Annotated in this window: 15 protein-coding genes and 1 other annotated feature; of the genes, 3 read left to right on the plus strand and 12 right to left on the minus strand. The window is 45.8% G+C overall.

From position 1 onward, the window contains the following. Positions 1 to 88: 88 nt before the first annotated feature. The 12 genes from FYJ39_RS09650 to mreB form a co-directional block, all read right to left on the minus strand. Positions 89 to 1,045, minus strand: coding sequence for a choline-binding protein (locus tag FYJ39_RS09650; protein ID WP_154472257.1), 957 nt, complete (start codon positions 1,043 to 1,045; stop codon positions 89 to 91). A gap of 126 nt (positions 1,046 to 1,171) precedes the next feature. Further along, positions 1,172 to 2,833: an argininosuccinate lyase gene (locus FYJ39_RS09655; protein ID WP_154472258.1), complete on the minus strand. Its 1,662-nt coding sequence runs from the start codon at positions 2,831 to 2,833 to the stop codon at positions 1,172 to 1,174. A gap of 661 nt (positions 2,834 to 3,494) precedes the next feature. Further along, on the minus strand, positions 3,495 to 3,869 hold the full coding sequence (rplL, locus tag FYJ39_RS09660) for a 50S ribosomal protein L7/L12 (protein WP_154472259.1): 375 nt from the start codon (positions 3,867 to 3,869) through the stop codon (positions 3,495 to 3,497). Positions 3,870 to 3,965: 96 nt separating this feature from the next. Continuing rightward, a complete protein-coding gene (gene rplJ / locus FYJ39_RS09665; RefSeq protein WP_154472260.1) occupies positions 3,966 to 4,466 on the minus strand; it encodes a 50S ribosomal protein L10 in 501 nt (166 codons plus the stop codon). 55 nt (positions 4,467 to 4,521) lie between these two features. Then, positions 4,522 to 4,666, minus strand: a sequence feature (ribosomal protein L10 leader region). Between the two features lie 47 nt (positions 4,667 to 4,713). Further along, positions 4,714 to 5,409 carry a 50S ribosomal protein L1 gene (rplA, locus tag FYJ39_RS09670; protein ID WP_154472261.1) on the minus strand — a complete coding sequence of 232 codons (696 nt, stop codon included), beginning with the start codon at positions 5,407 to 5,409 and terminating at the stop codon, positions 4,714 to 4,716. A 150-nt stretch (positions 5,410 to 5,559) separates the two neighbouring features. Continuing rightward, entirely contained in the window at positions 5,560 to 5,985 is a 426-nt protein-coding gene (gene rplK / locus FYJ39_RS09675) for a 50S ribosomal protein L11 (protein ID WP_154472262.1), read from the minus strand. Positions 5,986 to 6,084: 99 nt separating this feature from the next. Further along, entirely contained in the window at positions 6,085 to 6,600 is a 516-nt protein-coding gene (nusG, locus tag FYJ39_RS09680; protein ID WP_154472263.1) for a transcription termination/antitermination protein NusG, read from the minus strand. Positions 6,601 to 6,684: 84 nt separating this feature from the next. Continuing rightward, positions 6,685 to 6,942 carry a preprotein translocase subunit SecE gene (secE, locus tag FYJ39_RS09685; RefSeq protein WP_154472264.1) on the minus strand — a complete coding sequence of 86 codons (258 nt, stop codon included), beginning with the start codon at positions 6,940 to 6,942 and terminating at the stop codon, positions 6,685 to 6,687. 26 nt (positions 6,943 to 6,968) lie between these two features. After that, the gene (rpmG, locus tag FYJ39_RS09690) at positions 6,969 to 7,118 is read right to left on the minus strand and encodes a 50S ribosomal protein L33 (protein ID WP_007038517.1); all 150 of its coding nucleotides are present in this window, start codon (positions 7,116 to 7,118) and stop codon (positions 6,969 to 6,971) included. Between the two features lie 196 nt (positions 7,119 to 7,314). Next, positions 7,315 to 8,070, minus strand: coding sequence for a ComF family protein (locus FYJ39_RS09695; protein WP_353847355.1), 756 nt, complete (start codon positions 8,068 to 8,070; stop codon positions 7,315 to 7,317). A 90-nt stretch (positions 8,071 to 8,160) separates the two neighbouring features. After that, positions 8,161 to 10,446: an SF1B family DNA helicase RecD2 gene (gene recD2, locus FYJ39_RS09700; RefSeq protein WP_154472265.1), complete on the minus strand. Its 2,286-nt coding sequence runs from the start codon at positions 10,444 to 10,446 to the stop codon at positions 8,161 to 8,163. Between the two features lie 152 nt (positions 10,447 to 10,598). Further along, on the minus strand, positions 10,599 to 11,630 hold the full coding sequence (mreB, locus tag FYJ39_RS09705) for a rod shape-determining protein (protein ID WP_353847358.1): 1,032 nt from the start codon (positions 11,628 to 11,630) through the stop codon (positions 10,599 to 10,601). Between the two features lie 561 nt (positions 11,631 to 12,191). Here mreB and FYJ39_RS09710 point away from each other — a divergent pair. The 3 genes from FYJ39_RS09710 to FYJ39_RS09720 all read left to right on the plus strand — a co-directional run bounded on the left by FYJ39_RS09710 (position 12,192) and on the right by FYJ39_RS09720 (position 16,146). Further along, complete coding sequence (locus tag FYJ39_RS09710) at positions 12,192 to 13,949, plus strand: argininosuccinate lyase (protein WP_154472267.1); 1,758 nt, start codon at positions 12,192 to 12,194, stop codon at positions 13,947 to 13,949. A gap of 112 nt (positions 13,950 to 14,061) precedes the next feature. Then, on the plus strand, positions 14,062 to 15,012 hold the full coding sequence (locus FYJ39_RS09715; RefSeq protein ID WP_154472268.1) for a choline-binding protein: 951 nt from the start codon (positions 14,062 to 14,064) through the stop codon (positions 15,010 to 15,012). 273 nt (positions 15,013 to 15,285) lie between these two features. Beyond that, on the plus strand, positions 15,286 to 16,146 hold the full coding sequence (locus tag FYJ39_RS09720) for a tyrosine-type recombinase/integrase (protein ID WP_154472269.1): 861 nt from the start codon (positions 15,286 to 15,288) through the stop codon (positions 16,144 to 16,146). Positions 16,147 to 16,148 lie beyond the last annotated feature (2 nt).

Below are 16,148 nucleotides of genomic sequence, written 5' to 3' on the forward strand. Positions count from 1 at the left end.
AGTTCGAAGGCTTACACAAGCATTGGGTACATGCAATAGAGTTTGTACTTCTATCGATTCACAATTATCTCTTCTGCATTATCTCAACTTAGGAAAAGGAAGGCCCCAGATTATTCTTATCCCCGGACGAGGTAGATATCTGACCATCCCAGACACCATTTGCATCTACATAATATCCGTCCGGCGTTATATCGTTCGTCACCATTCGACTACTTAAATCAAAGTAATACCATTTACCATCCGAATCCTGAATCCATGAAGCTGTAGCGTAAGATCCATTTTTTGTCAGGTATCGCCAGGCATCGCCATCCTGCTTCCAGCCAGGTATATAATTCGTACGCTCTCCTTTTCCATTTACATAGATTCCGTCTGGCGTCATTGTATCAGCAAGCATAACCCCTGCCTCATTCAAATAATATTGCTTCCCATCCACTGCCAGCCAGCTGCTGGTTACAAAGCTTCCGTCTTGTTTTCTGTATTTCCACTGCTCATTCTCCTTTATCCAGCCAGAGGTTACCGTTCCCTGATAGGCTCCTGCGTCAGAGCCGTCCACATTAATCAGATATTTCCTCACCTCTGGCGGAAGCTCTGAAGCCGATACACCTTTTGGAAGGCTGACAACATCAATATACCTTTCTTTGAACGCCAGGTTTTTATTATTTGTGAATAGCACAATTTGCAACGTTGGCTGGCTCCCTTCTGGAAGCAGATGCCAATTCTCAGGAATCCCCCATGTGCCCTCCATATTCACAAGCTGCGGAGCCTGTCCCCAGGGTTTAGGATAAGAAGCAGAGGCAAAGGTATATGCGTAATCGTATCCTCGATTGAGAATTACATCTTTCTCTGCAATCGTATCTCCTCCAGCCAGAATCGCAAAATAGCGTCCGCTTCCATATTCCATTGGACGCCATTCAAACAGATAGGCCCCACAATTTTCTACAGACACAACTGCTGCTTCAGCAGAGGGAGCTGCCTGTATTGCAAGAGCATTTACCATAGTGAGGCTTACTATAAGCCCTAATACTGCTAGTCCCTTTTTTATCATACCAAACATTTCCTTTCCCATATTTTAAATATAAGCAAATACAAAAGAACGGCGCTATAACTAATCATTATTTCATCAATCAGTTATAACGCCATTCCCCTTATCTTTGCCTTAATTGGCTTTTATTTAATTTTCTACGTAAACAGCAACAAGCTTCTTGTTCTTGATTACATAATTATAATCATTACCATCTGTGTTCTTGCCATTGTTGGTAATAATCTTACCGCTTGTATTAACCAGAGAAAGAGCATCTCTTGACGCTGTCTTAACCTCATACAATTCAGCTACGTCACCAACTCTTTTATTAATACCTAACTTCTGCAAATTATCAGCAGTGATACTCTTCTTCTCAGCCTCTGCATCAACAAAAGCTTCTGCATCCGCATACTTCTTATAACCGTTGGCCTCTTTCTTAACTACCTGATACTTCTCATCCTTGCCAGCAGCTAACAGCTTACCAGACTGATAAATCTTTTTATCCTTCTCGCCTGTTTTACCTGCGCCCTTATTCTTACCGGCTGTCTCAAAATAGAAGTTAAACTTCTCTCCATCAATCTCAACGCTTGCCTTGCCAGTCTTCATAGCTCCATCTTCGCCATTTCCGAAGTAGTAGCACAGATAGCCATCTTTATTTAATTCAGGAGCGTTCTCATCAAAGTTGGCTCCGTTATCGTACTTATCCTCGTCACCTGCTATATCAAGACCGCCATTGGCTTCCTTAATAAATTTCAGACCGTCAACCATACGGCCGTCATTTCTGAAAGCATACTTCTTACCATTGATAGTCTTAAACTCGCCTGCATACAGCTGACCGTTCCCGTCTGCATAATACCATGCATCACTCTCATCATTATATCTTTCTTCATTCAGATACTTCGCAGGAACAACCTTAAACCAGCCCTTGCTTACTCTGGAACCATCCTCCGCGCTATTGAAGTATCTCCAGGTCTGTGAATACTGGGCATCCTTTCCTTCACCAGGAGTTGCAGTATTGCCGCTGGCCTTCTTTATATTCTGAGACCACTCAGCCACCATGGCGCCATACTGGTCAAAGGCATACTTCTTACCATTGATGGTCTTTTCCTTCTGGCCGTTAGCATCGCCCTTTACCTTCTTACCATTTGCCTGGAAGTAGAACCAACGGGTCTGATCTGCATCCTCATTAAACGCAGGAGCAACAACTTCATCAGTTGAAGCCTCATCATATGTTACGTCCTTCTGCAGCCATCCAACAGTCAGCGCACCGTCGTCGGAACCGCCGAAGAAATAGTCGCCCTCTTTAAAGGCATCTCCATTAGCATCATCAAGCCGCTCTGCATTATCAGCATTTACCCAGCCATACAGCATCTTTCCTTCGGAATCAAAGGCATACTTCTTGCCATTAATGGTCTTTAAGCTTACGCCGGTATTATTCCCATTGGTTAAAGCCTTACCGTTTGCCTGGAAGAAATACCAGTAGGAATCCGGCTCATTGTCATCGCCTGCGTCCGGATTCTCAATAGCAACCCACTGATTGGAAGCCATAACACCGTTAGCATCTACATAATAATAATTATCGCCGTCATCAATCAGGGTATCAACCGCCATCTCGCCGTCGCTGTTCAGATAATACCAGTTATTGCCGGACTTAGCCCACTTATCGGTTGCCCTCTCGCCATCTCTGTTATAGTATACCCAGGTTCCATCTTCTTCGGCCCAACCCTGAGCTGCGAAGGATGTCATGGATGCACCGATAGCGAGAAGCGCTGCTGTAGATAATACAGCAACTAATTTTGTCTGCTTTCTCATAATTAATGCACTCTCCTTTTTCTTTTAAATACTTTTTGAAATTCCTAATTGCATTACGAGTTGATTATACTTCGGATAAGGAAAATTATCAATAGTTTTTTTGCATTTTTTGCAAATTCTACTAAAACTGTAATAAAACAACAATTTTCTCATGAAGATAGCCAACTCCATCACACGCATTTAGTATAGTATATATTTGAGGAAAATACCATAACATTTACCTGTGCATTTTCTTACATAATTATTACAAAAAGCAAAGACCCTGATTAAATTGTACTTATATTTGTACAATCTTTGGTTAAAGTAATAAATTTTCTGCTTTTTACGACCAGATATTCTTTAAGGCCTTCATATACACCTAATATACCCATTTTCATCAATTTAAATTCTTATTCAAATATATGATTCTAATATAGAATTCTAATGTAGTAACAGCATCAGCTCCTTCTGTATCCTTTTACCAGGTTAAAATATTTCGTTTATAATATGCCCTCTCACAGGCGCCCGGTAACGTTGCTGCTTGCATGAGCAGTCCTTTTACTGTCTCCTCGGCCCAGCCTTCATAAAACTATGTTCTGGAACAAAAAACAGGCAGCCGAAGTCTCTTCCGAAACTTACATCTGCCTGTCATAAAGTCTATATTCTGCTGAAAAAGGCTTACTTACTTCAGAGTAACTTTAGCTCCCTCAGCCTCTAACTTAGTCTTTATATCCTCAGCCTCTTCCTTGGAAACACCCTGCTTTAATACCTTAGGAGCTCCGTCAACTACATCCTTAGCTTCCTTAAGGCCTAAACCGGTAGCCTCACGAACAACCTTGATTACCTTAACCTTGTTAGGACCAACCTCAGTCAGCTCTACATCAAATTCGGTCTTTTCCTCAGCGGCTGCCGCACCTGGGCCTGCTGCCGCAACTACTACGCCTGCCGCTGCAGATACGCCGAACTCTTCCTCACATGCTTTCACTAATTCATTCAGTTCTAATACAGATAATTCCTTGATAGCTTCGATAAACTCAGCGGTTGTTAACTTTGCCATTTGATAGTCCTCCTGTTTATTATTTAAAATTTGTTTTGGCCTGCGCCTTAAGCCCTCAGGCCAGCGCTTCCTTCATTCTGAATCGGAAACAAAGGCTTAAGCCTCTGCTGCTCCGCCTTTCTGCTCCGCAATCTGATTGAGTACGCGAGCCAGATTTGTAATCGGAGACTGGATGCTGCCAAGCAGCTTGCCCAAAAGTTCTTCTCTGGACGGAATGGTTGCGATAACCTGAGTTCCCGCTGCATCGTAGTAGGTTCCCTCAACAATACTTGCTTTCAGCTCCAGCTGTGGAGCAGCCTTGGCGAAGTTAGCTAAGATCCTTGCGGGAGCTGTGGCATCTTCCTTGGATACCGCCAACGCAGTAGGCCCCTCCAGCTGCGGTTCAAGAGCCGCAAAGTCCGTGCCTTCAGCCGCACGTTTAATCAGGGTATTTTTAAATACCTTGTAGGTCACCCCGGCTTCTCTTAGCTGCTTACGCAGCTGAGTATCCTGCTCTACAGTCAGGCCGCGGTAATCTACGATAACTGCACCTGCAGCGCCGTCAAGCAATGCCTTGATTTCGTCTACAATTGGCTGTTTTAATTCAACTTTTGCCATGAATGGTTTACCTCCTTATATATTTTTGCATTGAAAACCGTCATAGCATGGAATCTTTTAAACATAAAAGGCCCTCTGCCGCAAGGACAGAGAGGCCGCAAAATCTCACCATAATCAGTCAGAGTTTGTATGTTCCTCGGCAGGCGATATGCCTTATACCTTACGGTACCTGCTGTCTCAGGGCATTCAATACTGTGGTATCATACCATAGGGTATGATTGATGTCAAGTTCTATATCGGCAATTTATTAGTTCACAAGCTTCGCTACATTCAGCTTAACGCCAGGCCCCATGGTAGAGGTCATAGCAACGCTTTTAAGGTACGCGCCCTTAACTGTGCTTGGCTTAGCCTTAATAATTGCATCCATAAGCGTCTGGAAGTTGTCCGCTAGCTGCTCCTCTGTGAAAGAAGCCTTTCCTACTGGCACATGAATAATATTCGTCTTGTCAAGTCTGTACTCAATCTTACCGGCTTTAATATCGTTTATGGCTTTGGTCACATCCATGGTTACAGTGCCTGCCTTTGGGTTTGGCATTAAGCCCTTTGGTCCAAGCACACGGCCAAGCCGGCCAACTACGCCCATCATGTCAGGGGTCGCTACTACAACGTCGAAATCCAGCCATCCGTCGTTTTGGATCTTCGGAATTAACTCCTCAGCTCCTACGTAGTCAGCGCCTGCAGCCTGAGCCTCGTCAGCCTTCGGCCCTTTTGCGAATACTAAGATACGTACGGTCTTACCTGTACCGTGAGGCAGCACAACAGCGCCACGGATTTGCTGATCAGCGTGACGTCCATCACAGCCGGTTCTGATATGAAGCTCTACAGTCTCGTCAAATTTTGCAGATGCGTTTTTCTTCACTAATGCAATAGCGTCTGCAACATCATACAATGCAGTACGATCTACATTTTTAAATGCCTCTGCATATCTTTTACCTGATTTCATTCTTATTAACCTCCTAGTGGTATTGACGGGGAATCTCCCTCCCACGTTCATATAACGGTTCCATGCTTTCGTCAGCCTTAAAACCTTGCTCAAGGGTCAGGCTGATTTCAGTTCGCCAGGCTTAAAAAGCCCTTGCCAGTCTGTTTTCAGTCATTCCTCAATAGTAACGCCCATACTTCTTGCAGTACCGGCGATCATGCTCATAGCAGCCTCCAAGCTGGCGGCATTTAAATCCGGCATCTTCGTTTCTGCAATTTTCTGAAGGTCAGCCTTCTTAAGAACCGCCACCTTGTTCTTGTTAGGAACTGCGGATGCAGTCTTTATATTGCAGGCCTTCTTAATGAGTACAGCTGCCGGCGGCGTCTTGGTGATGAAGCTGAAGCTTCTGTCCGCATATACGGTAATAACCACAGGGATAATCATATCTCCCTGGTCTGCTGTTCTCGCATTAAACTCCTTGGTAAACTGTACGATATTAACACCGTGCTGGCCAAGCGCTGGTCCAACTGGCGGAGCCGGTGTTGCCTTGCCAGCCGGAATCTGTAATTTAATATATCCTGATACTTTCTTTGCCATCTTAGGCACCTCCTAAAATTATGTGGTATTGCCGGGAATCTCCCTCCCACCAGCCTTTGCCCCGCAAAAGCTGATATCCTATGCTGCAACTGAATTTGCCTACAGCTTCTTGACTTCGGCAAATCCAAGCTCAACCGGTGTTTCACGGCCGAACATTTCTACATTAATGGTGACGGTTTTTTTACTGTCATTGATAGCCTTGATGGCTCCCACAGTATCCTTCCATGCACCGGAGATAACAACCACCGTATCTCCTATTTCAAAATCGACCAAGACGTCTTCTTTCATAAAGCCCAGGCTGGCCATCTCTTCTTCTGTCAGAGGAACCGGTTTGGAGCCCGGACCTACAAAGCCCGTAACGCCACGGGTATTGCGCACTACATACCATGTATCATCATTCATGACCATGTTGATGAGCACATAGCCCGGAAACATCTTCTTATCGGCTTTCTTCTCCACGCCGTTCTTAAGCTCCACAACAGGGAGCATTGGAACTGACACTTCCAGGATCTGATCCTGAAGGTTTCTATTTTCGATTGTCTTTTCAATATCGACCTTGACTTTGTTCTCATAACCTGAGTAGGTATGGACTACATACCAATGTGCTTCTGACATACAATCACCCTCGCCATTATTAAATCCGCATTTTGAGTTTATGCAACGTTCAAAATGGAACAGCGGCTACGCTGCCTTCCTGAATTAAAGAATAAAGCCCAAACCAAACTTTAAAACGAAGTCCAGAACAGCAATTAAAGCGCCGATAAAAATGGACATCGTTACGACTGCTACCGTCTGCTTAGCCACCGTTTTCTTATCAGCAAAGACAACCTTTTTGAATTCCTTCTTGAGTTCCTTAAAAAAGCCGGGCTTTTTCTCCTTCTTGTCTTTCTTTACTGCCTTGCCAGTCTGGGCCGTTTTCTCTTTGGGCTCTACAGCTGTTACTGTATTATCTTCCATACGTTCACGTCCTTTACTGAGCAGGATTATTTTGTTTCCTTATGCATAGTGTGCTTTTTACAGAATCTGCAGTACTTCTTTGTTTCCATGCGATCCGGATGGGTTTTCTTATCCTTTGTCATGTTATAATTGCGTTGCTTGCATTCTGTGCATGCCAGTGTGATTTTTGTGCGCACGACTTCCACCTCCACTTATATTATCGTAGTTCACATTTGCCGCTTAGCCCTTATTTTTGAGCATAAAAAAAAGACCTAAACTCTTCCATTCGCCTGTCTACTATATCACAGATATACAGAGGAGTCAAGGTTTTTTAGGTCTTTTATGATGCTTTTGCTACTTCCGGCACAGGAGTGTTCCGGACAAATTTCTTGTTTACGGTCCGCTTCCTATAAAAATAGCAGCAAAATATACTCTATCCGCACCTGCCGCCCGCAAAGCCCGGGTGCAGGCTTCTATCGTGCTGCCGGTAGTGTAGATATCGTCTATGAGAATGACAGAGCGTATATGGGCCGGTATAGGAGCGGCAGTGAATGCCTGCTCCAGATTTTTTAATCGGTCTGCTGGGGTTAAGGCCTTTTGAGGAACCGTTTTCCTGCTGCGCTTTAGAATGGAGGCGTCCATGGGGAGCCCTAAGCCCAAAGAGAGACGCCAGGCCAGCTCCTGAGCCTGATTGAAGCCTCTCATTTTCAGGCGAGAGGAATGGACAGGGACTGGCGCCAGCACATCGGCGTTCATGGACAGAAGCCGTTTTCCCAGCTTTCGGCACATGGCTTCGCTGTAAAAATCCAGATATTCTCGCTTATTTTTATACTTGATGGCTGCAATGGAGCGGCTGGCAGCCTCGTTGTAATTAAAAAGGGCTACTCCGTAATCGAAGCTCCTGCGCCCTTTGGAGCAGTCCAGGCAGTATTCTATGGAGTCGCTCATAACCTCCTTTCCACATTTTTTGCAGGTAGGAGAGCGAACCCATGAGAGTTTTTTCATGCAGCCAGGACAGATAAGCGCTCCTTTGGGAAGAATGATTTGAAAGCAGACCGGACAGCAGCGGGGAAAGAGGATATCAAGAGCTGCTGCTTTTATGTCTCTGAGCATACCTGCGGCCTGTCTGTGAAAGCGGTTTGTAGCCATATGCATCATATCCTTTCTATGAAAAATAGAGTAAATTAAAATTTTAATGGTATCACAGGCAGAGCTGCCGGATTCCAGGCTAAATCGTGTTTATGTCAGAGATTCAGCCTGGTCATAGATTTCTTTGATTCGGGCTTTAAGCCCGGAATAGCGTGTTTGTTCTGCACAGTTGGAGGCCATGGAGCGAAAAGCGTCAGGCAGTCCTACCAGACAAACGCAGGATCGCGCACGGGTAACTGCTGTGTAGATAAGATTGCGGGTCATAAGCATACGGGGGCCATTGTACATAGGGATAATAACAGCTGGGTACTCGCTTCCCTGGGATTTGTGGATGGTAATGGCATAGGCCAATTCCAGCTCCTCCAGCTGCTTAAAGCTATACTCGACCCTCTTTCCCTCGTCAAACTCTACGGTAAGAAGCTCGGCATATTCATTCATCTCCCGGATGACGCCCACGTCTCCATTGAAAACACCGGCGCCCTTATCCACGGGGATTCCGTATTGATTGCAGACTTCCCACTCCATTTGGTAATTATTTTTAATCTGCATTACCTTATCCCCTACCCTGTATATGGTCCCCCCGGCTTCCTTTTCCTTTTTGGATTTGTCCGGGGGGTTGAGATGCTTCTGGAGCGCCTGATTCAGCCGTTCTACCCCCAGAACGCCTTTGCGCATAGGAGTCATAACCTGAATATCAAAAGGCTGGGCATGAACATAACCAGGAAGCTTTTGCTGGAGCAGGGTGATGGAGGCGCTTATAACTGCCTCCGGGTTATCCCGCCTGATAAACAGAAAATCCCTGCTGCGCTTAGCCAGATCCACTGGCTCCCCCGCATGGATCTTATGGGCATTGACAATAATGTCACTTTGTGCGGCCTGGCGGAAAATGTGTGTCAGCTTTACTACATTGAAGCTGCCGGAATCAATGATATCCCGAAGCACATTGCCAGGACCTACGCTGGGAAGCTGATCCACGTCACCTACCAGAATCAGCCTGGTTCCTATGTTTACCGCTCTAAGAAGGGAATGCATAAGACTTATATCCACCATGGACATCTCATCAATAATAATGACATCTGCGTCCAGAGGATTTTCCTCATTTCTGTCAAAATGCATCCCGGCCGTCCCCCGCTTACCCATTCCTGCTCCATGTATATCAGAGCTGTCGCTGCCGGGTATTCCGGCAGGAACCAGCTCCAGCATACGGTGGATCGTTCTGGCCTCATATCCGGTAGCCTCCGTCATACGCTTGGCCGCCCGTCCTGTAGGGGCTGCCAGAAATATTTCCATGGATTCCATCTCAAAGTAGCGTATGATGGCGTTGATGGTAGTGGTCTTACCCGTGCCAGGGCCGCCGGTAATCACAAGAAGGCCGCTGTTAACCGCCTCGTATATAGCTCTTTCCTGAAGCGGATCCAGAAAGATTGCTTCTTCCTTCTGTATCTTTTCCAGGTTTGCTTTGATTTCCGTCTCAGGAATATCTCCCCGGATATTTAAATCGTGCAGCATCCTGGCAGTATTCAGCTCCAAATAATAATATTGGGAGGAATAGACTAGTTGGGAGCCAGAGGACGCCTTTACCACCAGCTTGCGGTCTATCTGCATATCCATAAGGTGTTTTTCCATCACCTGAGAATCCACCTTTAACAGTTCCGAGGCCTGGGTAAGCAGCTCCTCCTGAGGCAGATACGTATGGCCATTTGCCGAGGCCTGAAGAAGAATATAGAGGATTCCCGCCTTGATGCGGTAATCGGAATCTGTAAAAATCCCTACCCGCTCTGCTATCTCGTCTGCCATCTTAAAGCCCACTCCCGGAATGTCGTCAGCCAGGCGATAGGGATTCTCCTTGATGACGCCGTAGAGGGACGGGCCATACTCCTGATATATTCTGGCCGCCAGGTTCATGGTAATTCCATAGCTCTGCAAAAACATCATGGCCTGACGCATATCCTTCTTTTCCTCCACCTGCCCGGCGATATCCATGGCCATCTTCTCGCTGATGCCCTTAACCTCCGAAAGACGTTCCGGCTCCTCCTCCATAATGCGGAAGGTATCAGCCTTAAAATGACGGACAATCCTAGCAGCCAAAGCAGCCCCAATCCCTTTGATGGCTCCGGAACCAAGATAGCGCTCCATAGACAGCTCGTCCTGAGGCACTTTTATCTCATAGCGTTCGATTTGGAGCTGCTCTCCATAGACCGGATGCTCACTCATAATGCCTGTGGCCTGGATCATATCACCTTCTGTGGCATAAGCCAGATTTCCCACCATAATGACTTCCTCACCGTCCATTTGATCCGTAACGCTGAGCACAGTGTAGCCATTAGCCTCATTGCGGAATTTAATTTTCTCTATAAAGCCTGTGATTGTTGCCATACTGTCTTTCTATGTTCCTTCCGTTCTGCCGGACGGGCCTGAATCATCCCCAGGCACAGTAACCTCCAACCGTAAATTACCATGCTTCGTGAAAACCCGGCCGGAAGCCTGTCCTTTCAGCCTCCCGGCCGGGCTTATATCCGGCTTCTCTTTTAATAGTCCTCTTTCGTACTGCCCCCCACAGCCGGATCCATGGCCAGGTTCATGCCGTGGGCAAATTCGATAAACTTGCCCGTGCCTATAGCTACGGCTGTCAGCGGATCTTCCGCTATCATAGTAGTAATGCCGGTCTTCTCCTCTATCAGAGCATCCAGGCCGCTTAACAGGGAGCCTCCCCCCGTCATAACGATACCCCGATCAAAAATATCTGCCGCCAGCTCCGGAGGAGTACGCTCTAGCACATTGTGAACTGCGTCCACAATCTGAAGGGCGGGTTCTCTTAAGGCTTCCAGAGTTTCGTCGGAAGTAACCACGATGGTCTTTGGCAGACCTGTTACCAGGTTGCGTCCTCTTACCTCCATGGTCAGAACCTCCGGCCTGCGATAGGCTGCGCCGATGTTTATCTTGATTTCCTCCGCGGTGCGCTCACCGATCAGAAGATTGTGCTTCTTTCTCATATAGCGAACCAGGGCCTCGTCAAAGTCATCCCCGGCAATCTTGATAGAGGTGCTTACTACAGGCCCTCCCAGAGAAATCACTGCGATATCAGCCGTACCGCCGCCAATATCGACAATCATATTACCACAGGCCTTGCCAATGTCAATGCCGGCTCCAATGGCCGCAGCCACTGGCTCCTCGATAATAGCAACCTCTCTGGCCCCAGCCTGATAGGTGGCGTCTTCAACCGCTTTTTTCTCCACCTCGGTAGCGCCGCTGGGTATGCACACGCTGATTCTTGGCTTGCGGAGAGTTTTCTTTCCCACTGCCTTACTGATAAAATATTTCAGCATCTTCTCAGTTATTGTGTAATCGGAGATAACGCCCTGGCGCAGGGGGCGGACCGCCACGATATTTCCGGGAGTTCGTCCAATCATGAGACGGGCCTCCTCGCCGATTGCCATGATTTTGTTTGTATCACGATCTATGGCTACTACAGACGGTTCCTTTAATACAACGCCTTTACCCTTAATGTATACCAGGATACTGGCTGTTCCTAAATCAATTCCAATATCATTGGACATCATTGAAAACATAAAAATGGTTCCTCCTCGCTATCCGCACCCGAAACAGGCGCCTAAACCCTGTGGTTTTTCTTCTATAAAGCATTGCCTTTATTATATACAATATTGCAAAGTTTTCAAAGGGGTTTTTTTCTTTTTTATTTTCTTTAGGTTTTTTTTATGCTGTAGACATATTTTTGACACATTTACTCCGTATGATAATAGCAAGTTCACCGAAAGGTGGACGAGGCCTTTGTTTCAAGTGATGACTTGAAATCACAAAGCTTTTTCATACTCATACCGGACAGAGCAATCTGTCCGGCCCCCCTCAAGTATTTGTCCGCTGTGCGTAATGCCCGGCGGTTTTTTCTTCGTCCAGAGCTATAAATAAAATAGGCCGGCGCCTGTAACAAAAGGGCTTTCTCTGCGCATGTCTTATGCGCGGAGGGGCCTTTTTTGCCTTCTCCGATGCCACCCTCTCCTATCCTAACTGTCTATAATTTTCCTTATCCGAAGTATAATCAACTCGTAATGCAATTAGGAATTTCAAAAAGTATTTAAAAGAAAAAGGAGAGTGCATTAATTATGAGAAAGCAGACAAAATTAGTTGCTGTATTATCTACAGCAGCGCTTCTCGCTATCGGTGCATCCATGACATCCTTCGCAGCTCAGGGCTGGGCCGAGGAAGATGGAACCTGGGTATATTATACCCGAGATGGCGAGAGGGCAACCGATAAGTGGGCTAAGTCCGGCAATAACTGGTATTATCTGAACAGTGACGGCGAGATGGCGGTTGATACCCTGATTGAAGACGGCGATAACTACTACTATGTAGATGCGAATGGCGTTATGGCCTCCAACCAGTGGGTAGCCATTGAGAACGAGGATGCCGGCGATAATGACGAGCCAGATCAGAACTGGTATTACTTCCAGGCAAATGGTAAGGCCTTAACAAACGGAAATAACTCCAAGGTTGCATTAAAGACAATTAATGGCAAGAAATATGCCTTTGATGACGAAGGAAAAATGCTGTGGGGCTGGGTATCTGCTGACAGCGCTGAGCACATCGACAATACCGATGGCGATGCTTTCCTGACAGGAGATTATTATTTTGGCGGCTCTGACGACGGAGCCATGACTGTGGGCTGGCTGCAAATGGATATTACCTATGAGGCAGCTACCAGCGACAATACCATTGCTCCTGTATTTAACGAGGATGAGGATCAGACCCGTTGGTTCTACTTCCAGTCAAACGGTAAGAAGGTAAAGGCCGACTCAGGTGATGAGCAGAAGGAAAAGACCATCAACGGTAAGAAGTATGCCTTTGACGAGAACGGCGCAATGACCGCAGAGTGGTCTCGTGATGCAGAAGAGTATAATAAGATCGCAACAGAGAATATTGCAACAGATGCCAGGGCAGCAAAGGTAACTCAGTCATGGAGATGGTTCCAGAGCGCTGAGGACGGAGCAAGACTGAACAAAGGATGGTTCAAGGTTGTTCCTGCTGAGGATCTTGACAAGGACAGATATGATGACGACGAAGATCACTGGTACTACGCAGATGGCAGCGGCAACCTGTACGCAGGTGAGTTTAAGACCATCAAGGGCAAGAAGTATGCCTTTAGAAATGACGGCCGTATGGTTGACGGTCTGAAGTTTATCAACGACAGCGGTGAGAGCCTTGATGTAAAGGATGACGATAATGACGAGGCTGATTTCGGACCATTTGATACAGAGGATGACTTCCTTGCAAATGCTGCTAAGTATGAGCAGAAGGGCTACTACTGCTATTACTTCGGCAACGAAGAGGATGGCTCTATGAAGACAGACAAGACCAATCTTGAGATTGATGGCGACAGGTTTAACTTCTACTTTGAGACATCCGGCAGCAAGAAGGGCGCAGGTCTTAGCGGTGAGAAGGACGATAAGCTGTATCAGTCCGGTATGCTGCTGAAAGCTGGTTCTGACGAGAAGTATCAGGTAGTTAAGCAGACGAACATTGAGGATGTAAATGGTAAGACCATTAAGACTTATGAGAAGTTTGACGACGCGGATGCGTTTATGGAGAATGCCGGATTCAAATTAGTTCCAGAGGATCAGAAAGCAGCTGTTCTTAAGGCTCTTGGTTTGAATAAGAAAGCAGATGATATTAAGGAGCTGTATATTGCAGGCGGCGCTCTTAACTCTGATGGCAAGGTTGATGCCGCTTCTTACAAGGAGTACTATTTGGTAAATACCTCAGGAAAGATTATCAACACCAATTCTAAGAACACAGATGGCAGTGATTATCGCTATTTCGTTGAAAAGAACGTTGGTATCAAGGCCGTTTACGTAGAAAACTAAATCTTTATACGTACAATCAGTATTAAATAATTAGGGGACAGCGTTGTGACTGATTAAGTTTTAATTAGTCACAGCGCTTCTTTTATAACTATCATACCAGGAGGAAAATAAGATGTTCAAAAAAAATCTGGCTATTTTGTTATTGGCCTTCAGCTTATCAGCAGCATCGGTATTTGCTTCCATGGCTGCTCCTTCCACTGTCACAATGGAAAATTGCGGAGCCTATCTTTTTTCCTGGAGGCCCGTTGACTGTGGAAACGGTCAGTCCTTTGCAATTTTGTCCGGCGGAGATACCATCCTTGAAAAGGATGTGGTTTTAAACCGCGGTTATGATTATGCTTACACCTTCAACCCAAATATGTATTCCCGTCCCTGGGGTCAGGTGCCTGAATTAGTTAATATAGACGGAGTATGGGGAATCCCGGAGAATTGGTCTGTTCTTCCTGAGGGCAGCCAGCCTGCAACCCGCATTGTTCTTCTTACCAATAATAAAAATTTTTCCAGCAATGAGCGGTACATAGACGTAGTTCATCTTCCGGCAGGCGTTTCTGCTTCTTCTCTTCCACCGGAGGTAAGAAAGTATCTCATCAATGTAGACGGCTCTGACGCAGGAGCATATCAGGGAACAGTGACCTCTGGCTGGGTAAATGAAAATGGCCAGTGGAAATACAGAAAGCAGGATGGAAGCTTTATCAGCAACAGCTGGCTGGCAGTTGATGAACAACAGTATTATCTGAATGAGGATGGCATTATGCTGGCGGATACAATTACACCAGACGGAATCTATGTAAATGGAAAAGGCGAGCGCACAAATTATATACCAGGCTGGAAGCAGAATGGAGATACATGGAGGTATCTGAAAAAAAATGGTTCCTATGCCGCATCTACATGGATTCAGGATTCGGATGGAAAATGGTATTATTTTAATTTAGGCGGCCGAATGGTAACGAATACTACAACACCAGATGGATATTATGTGGATGAAAACGGTGTGTGGGATGGTCAGCCAGCCGCTGATTCAAACAAGAAAAACCTGGGTCCTGGAGTTCTGTCCACAGAATAAGCTGAAGCAAATGGACATACAGCAGCCTCTGCAAAGAATCAAAGACGATGTAAGGTAAGCGGCATACGATATAATGCAAATCCTATGCCGCTACTTTTTCACTTGTAGAGCAGATATTGTACATAATTTTTCTATTTGTCTATTCAATCAAGAAGCCTACACAGCTATTTGGTTTTACGGTTTATCTTATTAATTTCCAGAATTTGACTATTTACTTTTTTTTAAAATGTGTGCTAATATATTTTAAAATTTTTGCTAAAGGAGGATTCCGCTATGACGGAGTTAGAATTTTCCTATGAAACCCTGGAAAATCCTTGGGATTTCAGTCATTCTGAAAACGAATACCGCCAGTATCTGATGGAACATCACATGTCGGACAACACGATTAACTCCTATCTTTACGGGCTCCGGCAGTTTTTCGGATTTTATAAACAGCTGTCATTGACTTCCCTGAATCTCTATAAGGTTTACCTGATGGAGCACTATCGTCCTCAGACAGTGAACCTGAGGATTCGGGCCATGAACTCCTATCTCCAGTTTCTTGGAATCAGCGATTACAAAATGAAAACCGTTCGGATTCAGCAAAAAACCTACCTGGACCGCATTATCAGCCAGGCCGATTATGAATATCTGAAACGAAGGCTTTGGGAAGACGGGGAATATACATTTTATTTTATTGTCCGTTTTACTACCGCCACCGGCATCCGTGTCAGCGAGCTGGTAACCTTTCAGGCTGAGGATGTGAAAAAAGGATACAAAAATATTTACTCTAAGGGCAACAAGATGCGCAGAGTTTATATACCTGTTTCTCTGCAAAAGCCGGCGTTAATTTGGCTTAAGGAGGAAAACAGGATATCTGGTCCTCTGTTTTTAAACCGTTTTGGAGAAGGAATCTCCGCGACGGGAATCCGGGGACAGCTGAAAATGTACGCCTGCCGCTACGGGTTGGACCCAATGGTGGTGTACCCCCACTCCTTTCGCCACAGGTTTGCGAAAAATTTTATTGAGAAGGGCGGCGATATTGCTTTGTTGTCGAATCTGCTTGGACATGACAGTCTGGAAACCACCCGCATCTATCTTCGGAGATCTAGTACAGAACAGGCTGCTATTTTTAATGAAGTGGTAGATTGGTAATA

It is taken from the genome of Clostridium porci, assembly GCF_009696375.1.
Lineage (GTDB): Bacteria > Bacillota > Clostridia > Lachnospirales > Lachnospiraceae > Enterocloster > Enterocloster porci.

What these genes read in the sequence shown, in the direction of transcription:
- rplK (WP_154472262.1), bottom strand. Translation starts at nt 5,985, where the DNA reads ATGGCAAAGAAAGTATCAGGATATATTAAATTACAGATTCCGGCTGGC.
- secE (WP_154472264.1), bottom strand. Translation starts at nt 6,942, where the DNA reads ATGGAAGATAATACAGTAACAGCTGTAGAGCCCAAAGAGAAAACGGCC.
- FYJ39_RS09715 (WP_154472268.1), top strand. Translation starts at nt 14,062, where the DNA reads ATGTTCAAAAAAAATCTGGCTATTTTGTTATTGGCCTTCAGCTTATCA.
- mreB (WP_353847358.1), bottom strand. Translation starts at nt 11,630, where the DNA reads ATGATGTCCAATGATATTGGAATTGATTTAGGAACAGCCAGTATCCTG.
- recD2 (WP_154472265.1), bottom strand. Translation starts at nt 10,446, where the DNA reads ATGGCAACAATCACAGGCTTTATAGAGAAAATTAAATTCCGCAATGAG.
- FYJ39_RS09710 (WP_154472267.1), top strand. Translation starts at nt 12,192, where the DNA reads ATGAGAAAGCAGACAAAATTAGTTGCTGTATTATCTACAGCAGCGCTT.
- rplA (WP_154472261.1), bottom strand. Translation starts at nt 5,409, where the DNA reads ATGAAATCAGGTAAAAGATATGCAGAGGCATTTAAAAATGTAGATCGT.
- rplJ (WP_154472260.1), bottom strand. Translation starts at nt 4,466, where the DNA reads ATGGCAAAAGTTGAATTAAAACAGCCAATTGTAGACGAAATCAAGGCA.
- nusG (WP_154472263.1), bottom strand. Translation starts at nt 6,600, where the DNA reads ATGTCAGAAGCACATTGGTATGTAGTCCATACCTACTCAGGTTATGAG.
- FYJ39_RS09655 (WP_154472258.1), bottom strand. Translation starts at nt 2,833, where the DNA reads ATGAGAAAGCAGACAAAATTAGTTGCTGTATTATCTACAGCAGCGCTT.
- rplL (WP_154472259.1), bottom strand. Translation starts at nt 3,869, where the DNA reads ATGGCAAAGTTAACAACCGCTGAGTTTATCGAAGCTATCAAGGAATTA.
- FYJ39_RS09650 (WP_154472257.1), bottom strand. Translation starts at nt 1,045, where the DNA reads ATGATAAAAAAGGGACTAGCAGTATTAGGGCTTATAGTAAGCCTCACT.
- FYJ39_RS09720 (WP_154472269.1), top strand. Translation starts at nt 15,286, where the DNA reads ATGACGGAGTTAGAATTTTCCTATGAAACCCTGGAAAATCCTTGGGAT.
- FYJ39_RS09695 (WP_353847355.1), bottom strand. Translation starts at nt 8,070, where the DNA reads ATGGCTACAAACCGCTTTCACAGACAGGCCGCAGGTATGCTCAGAGAC.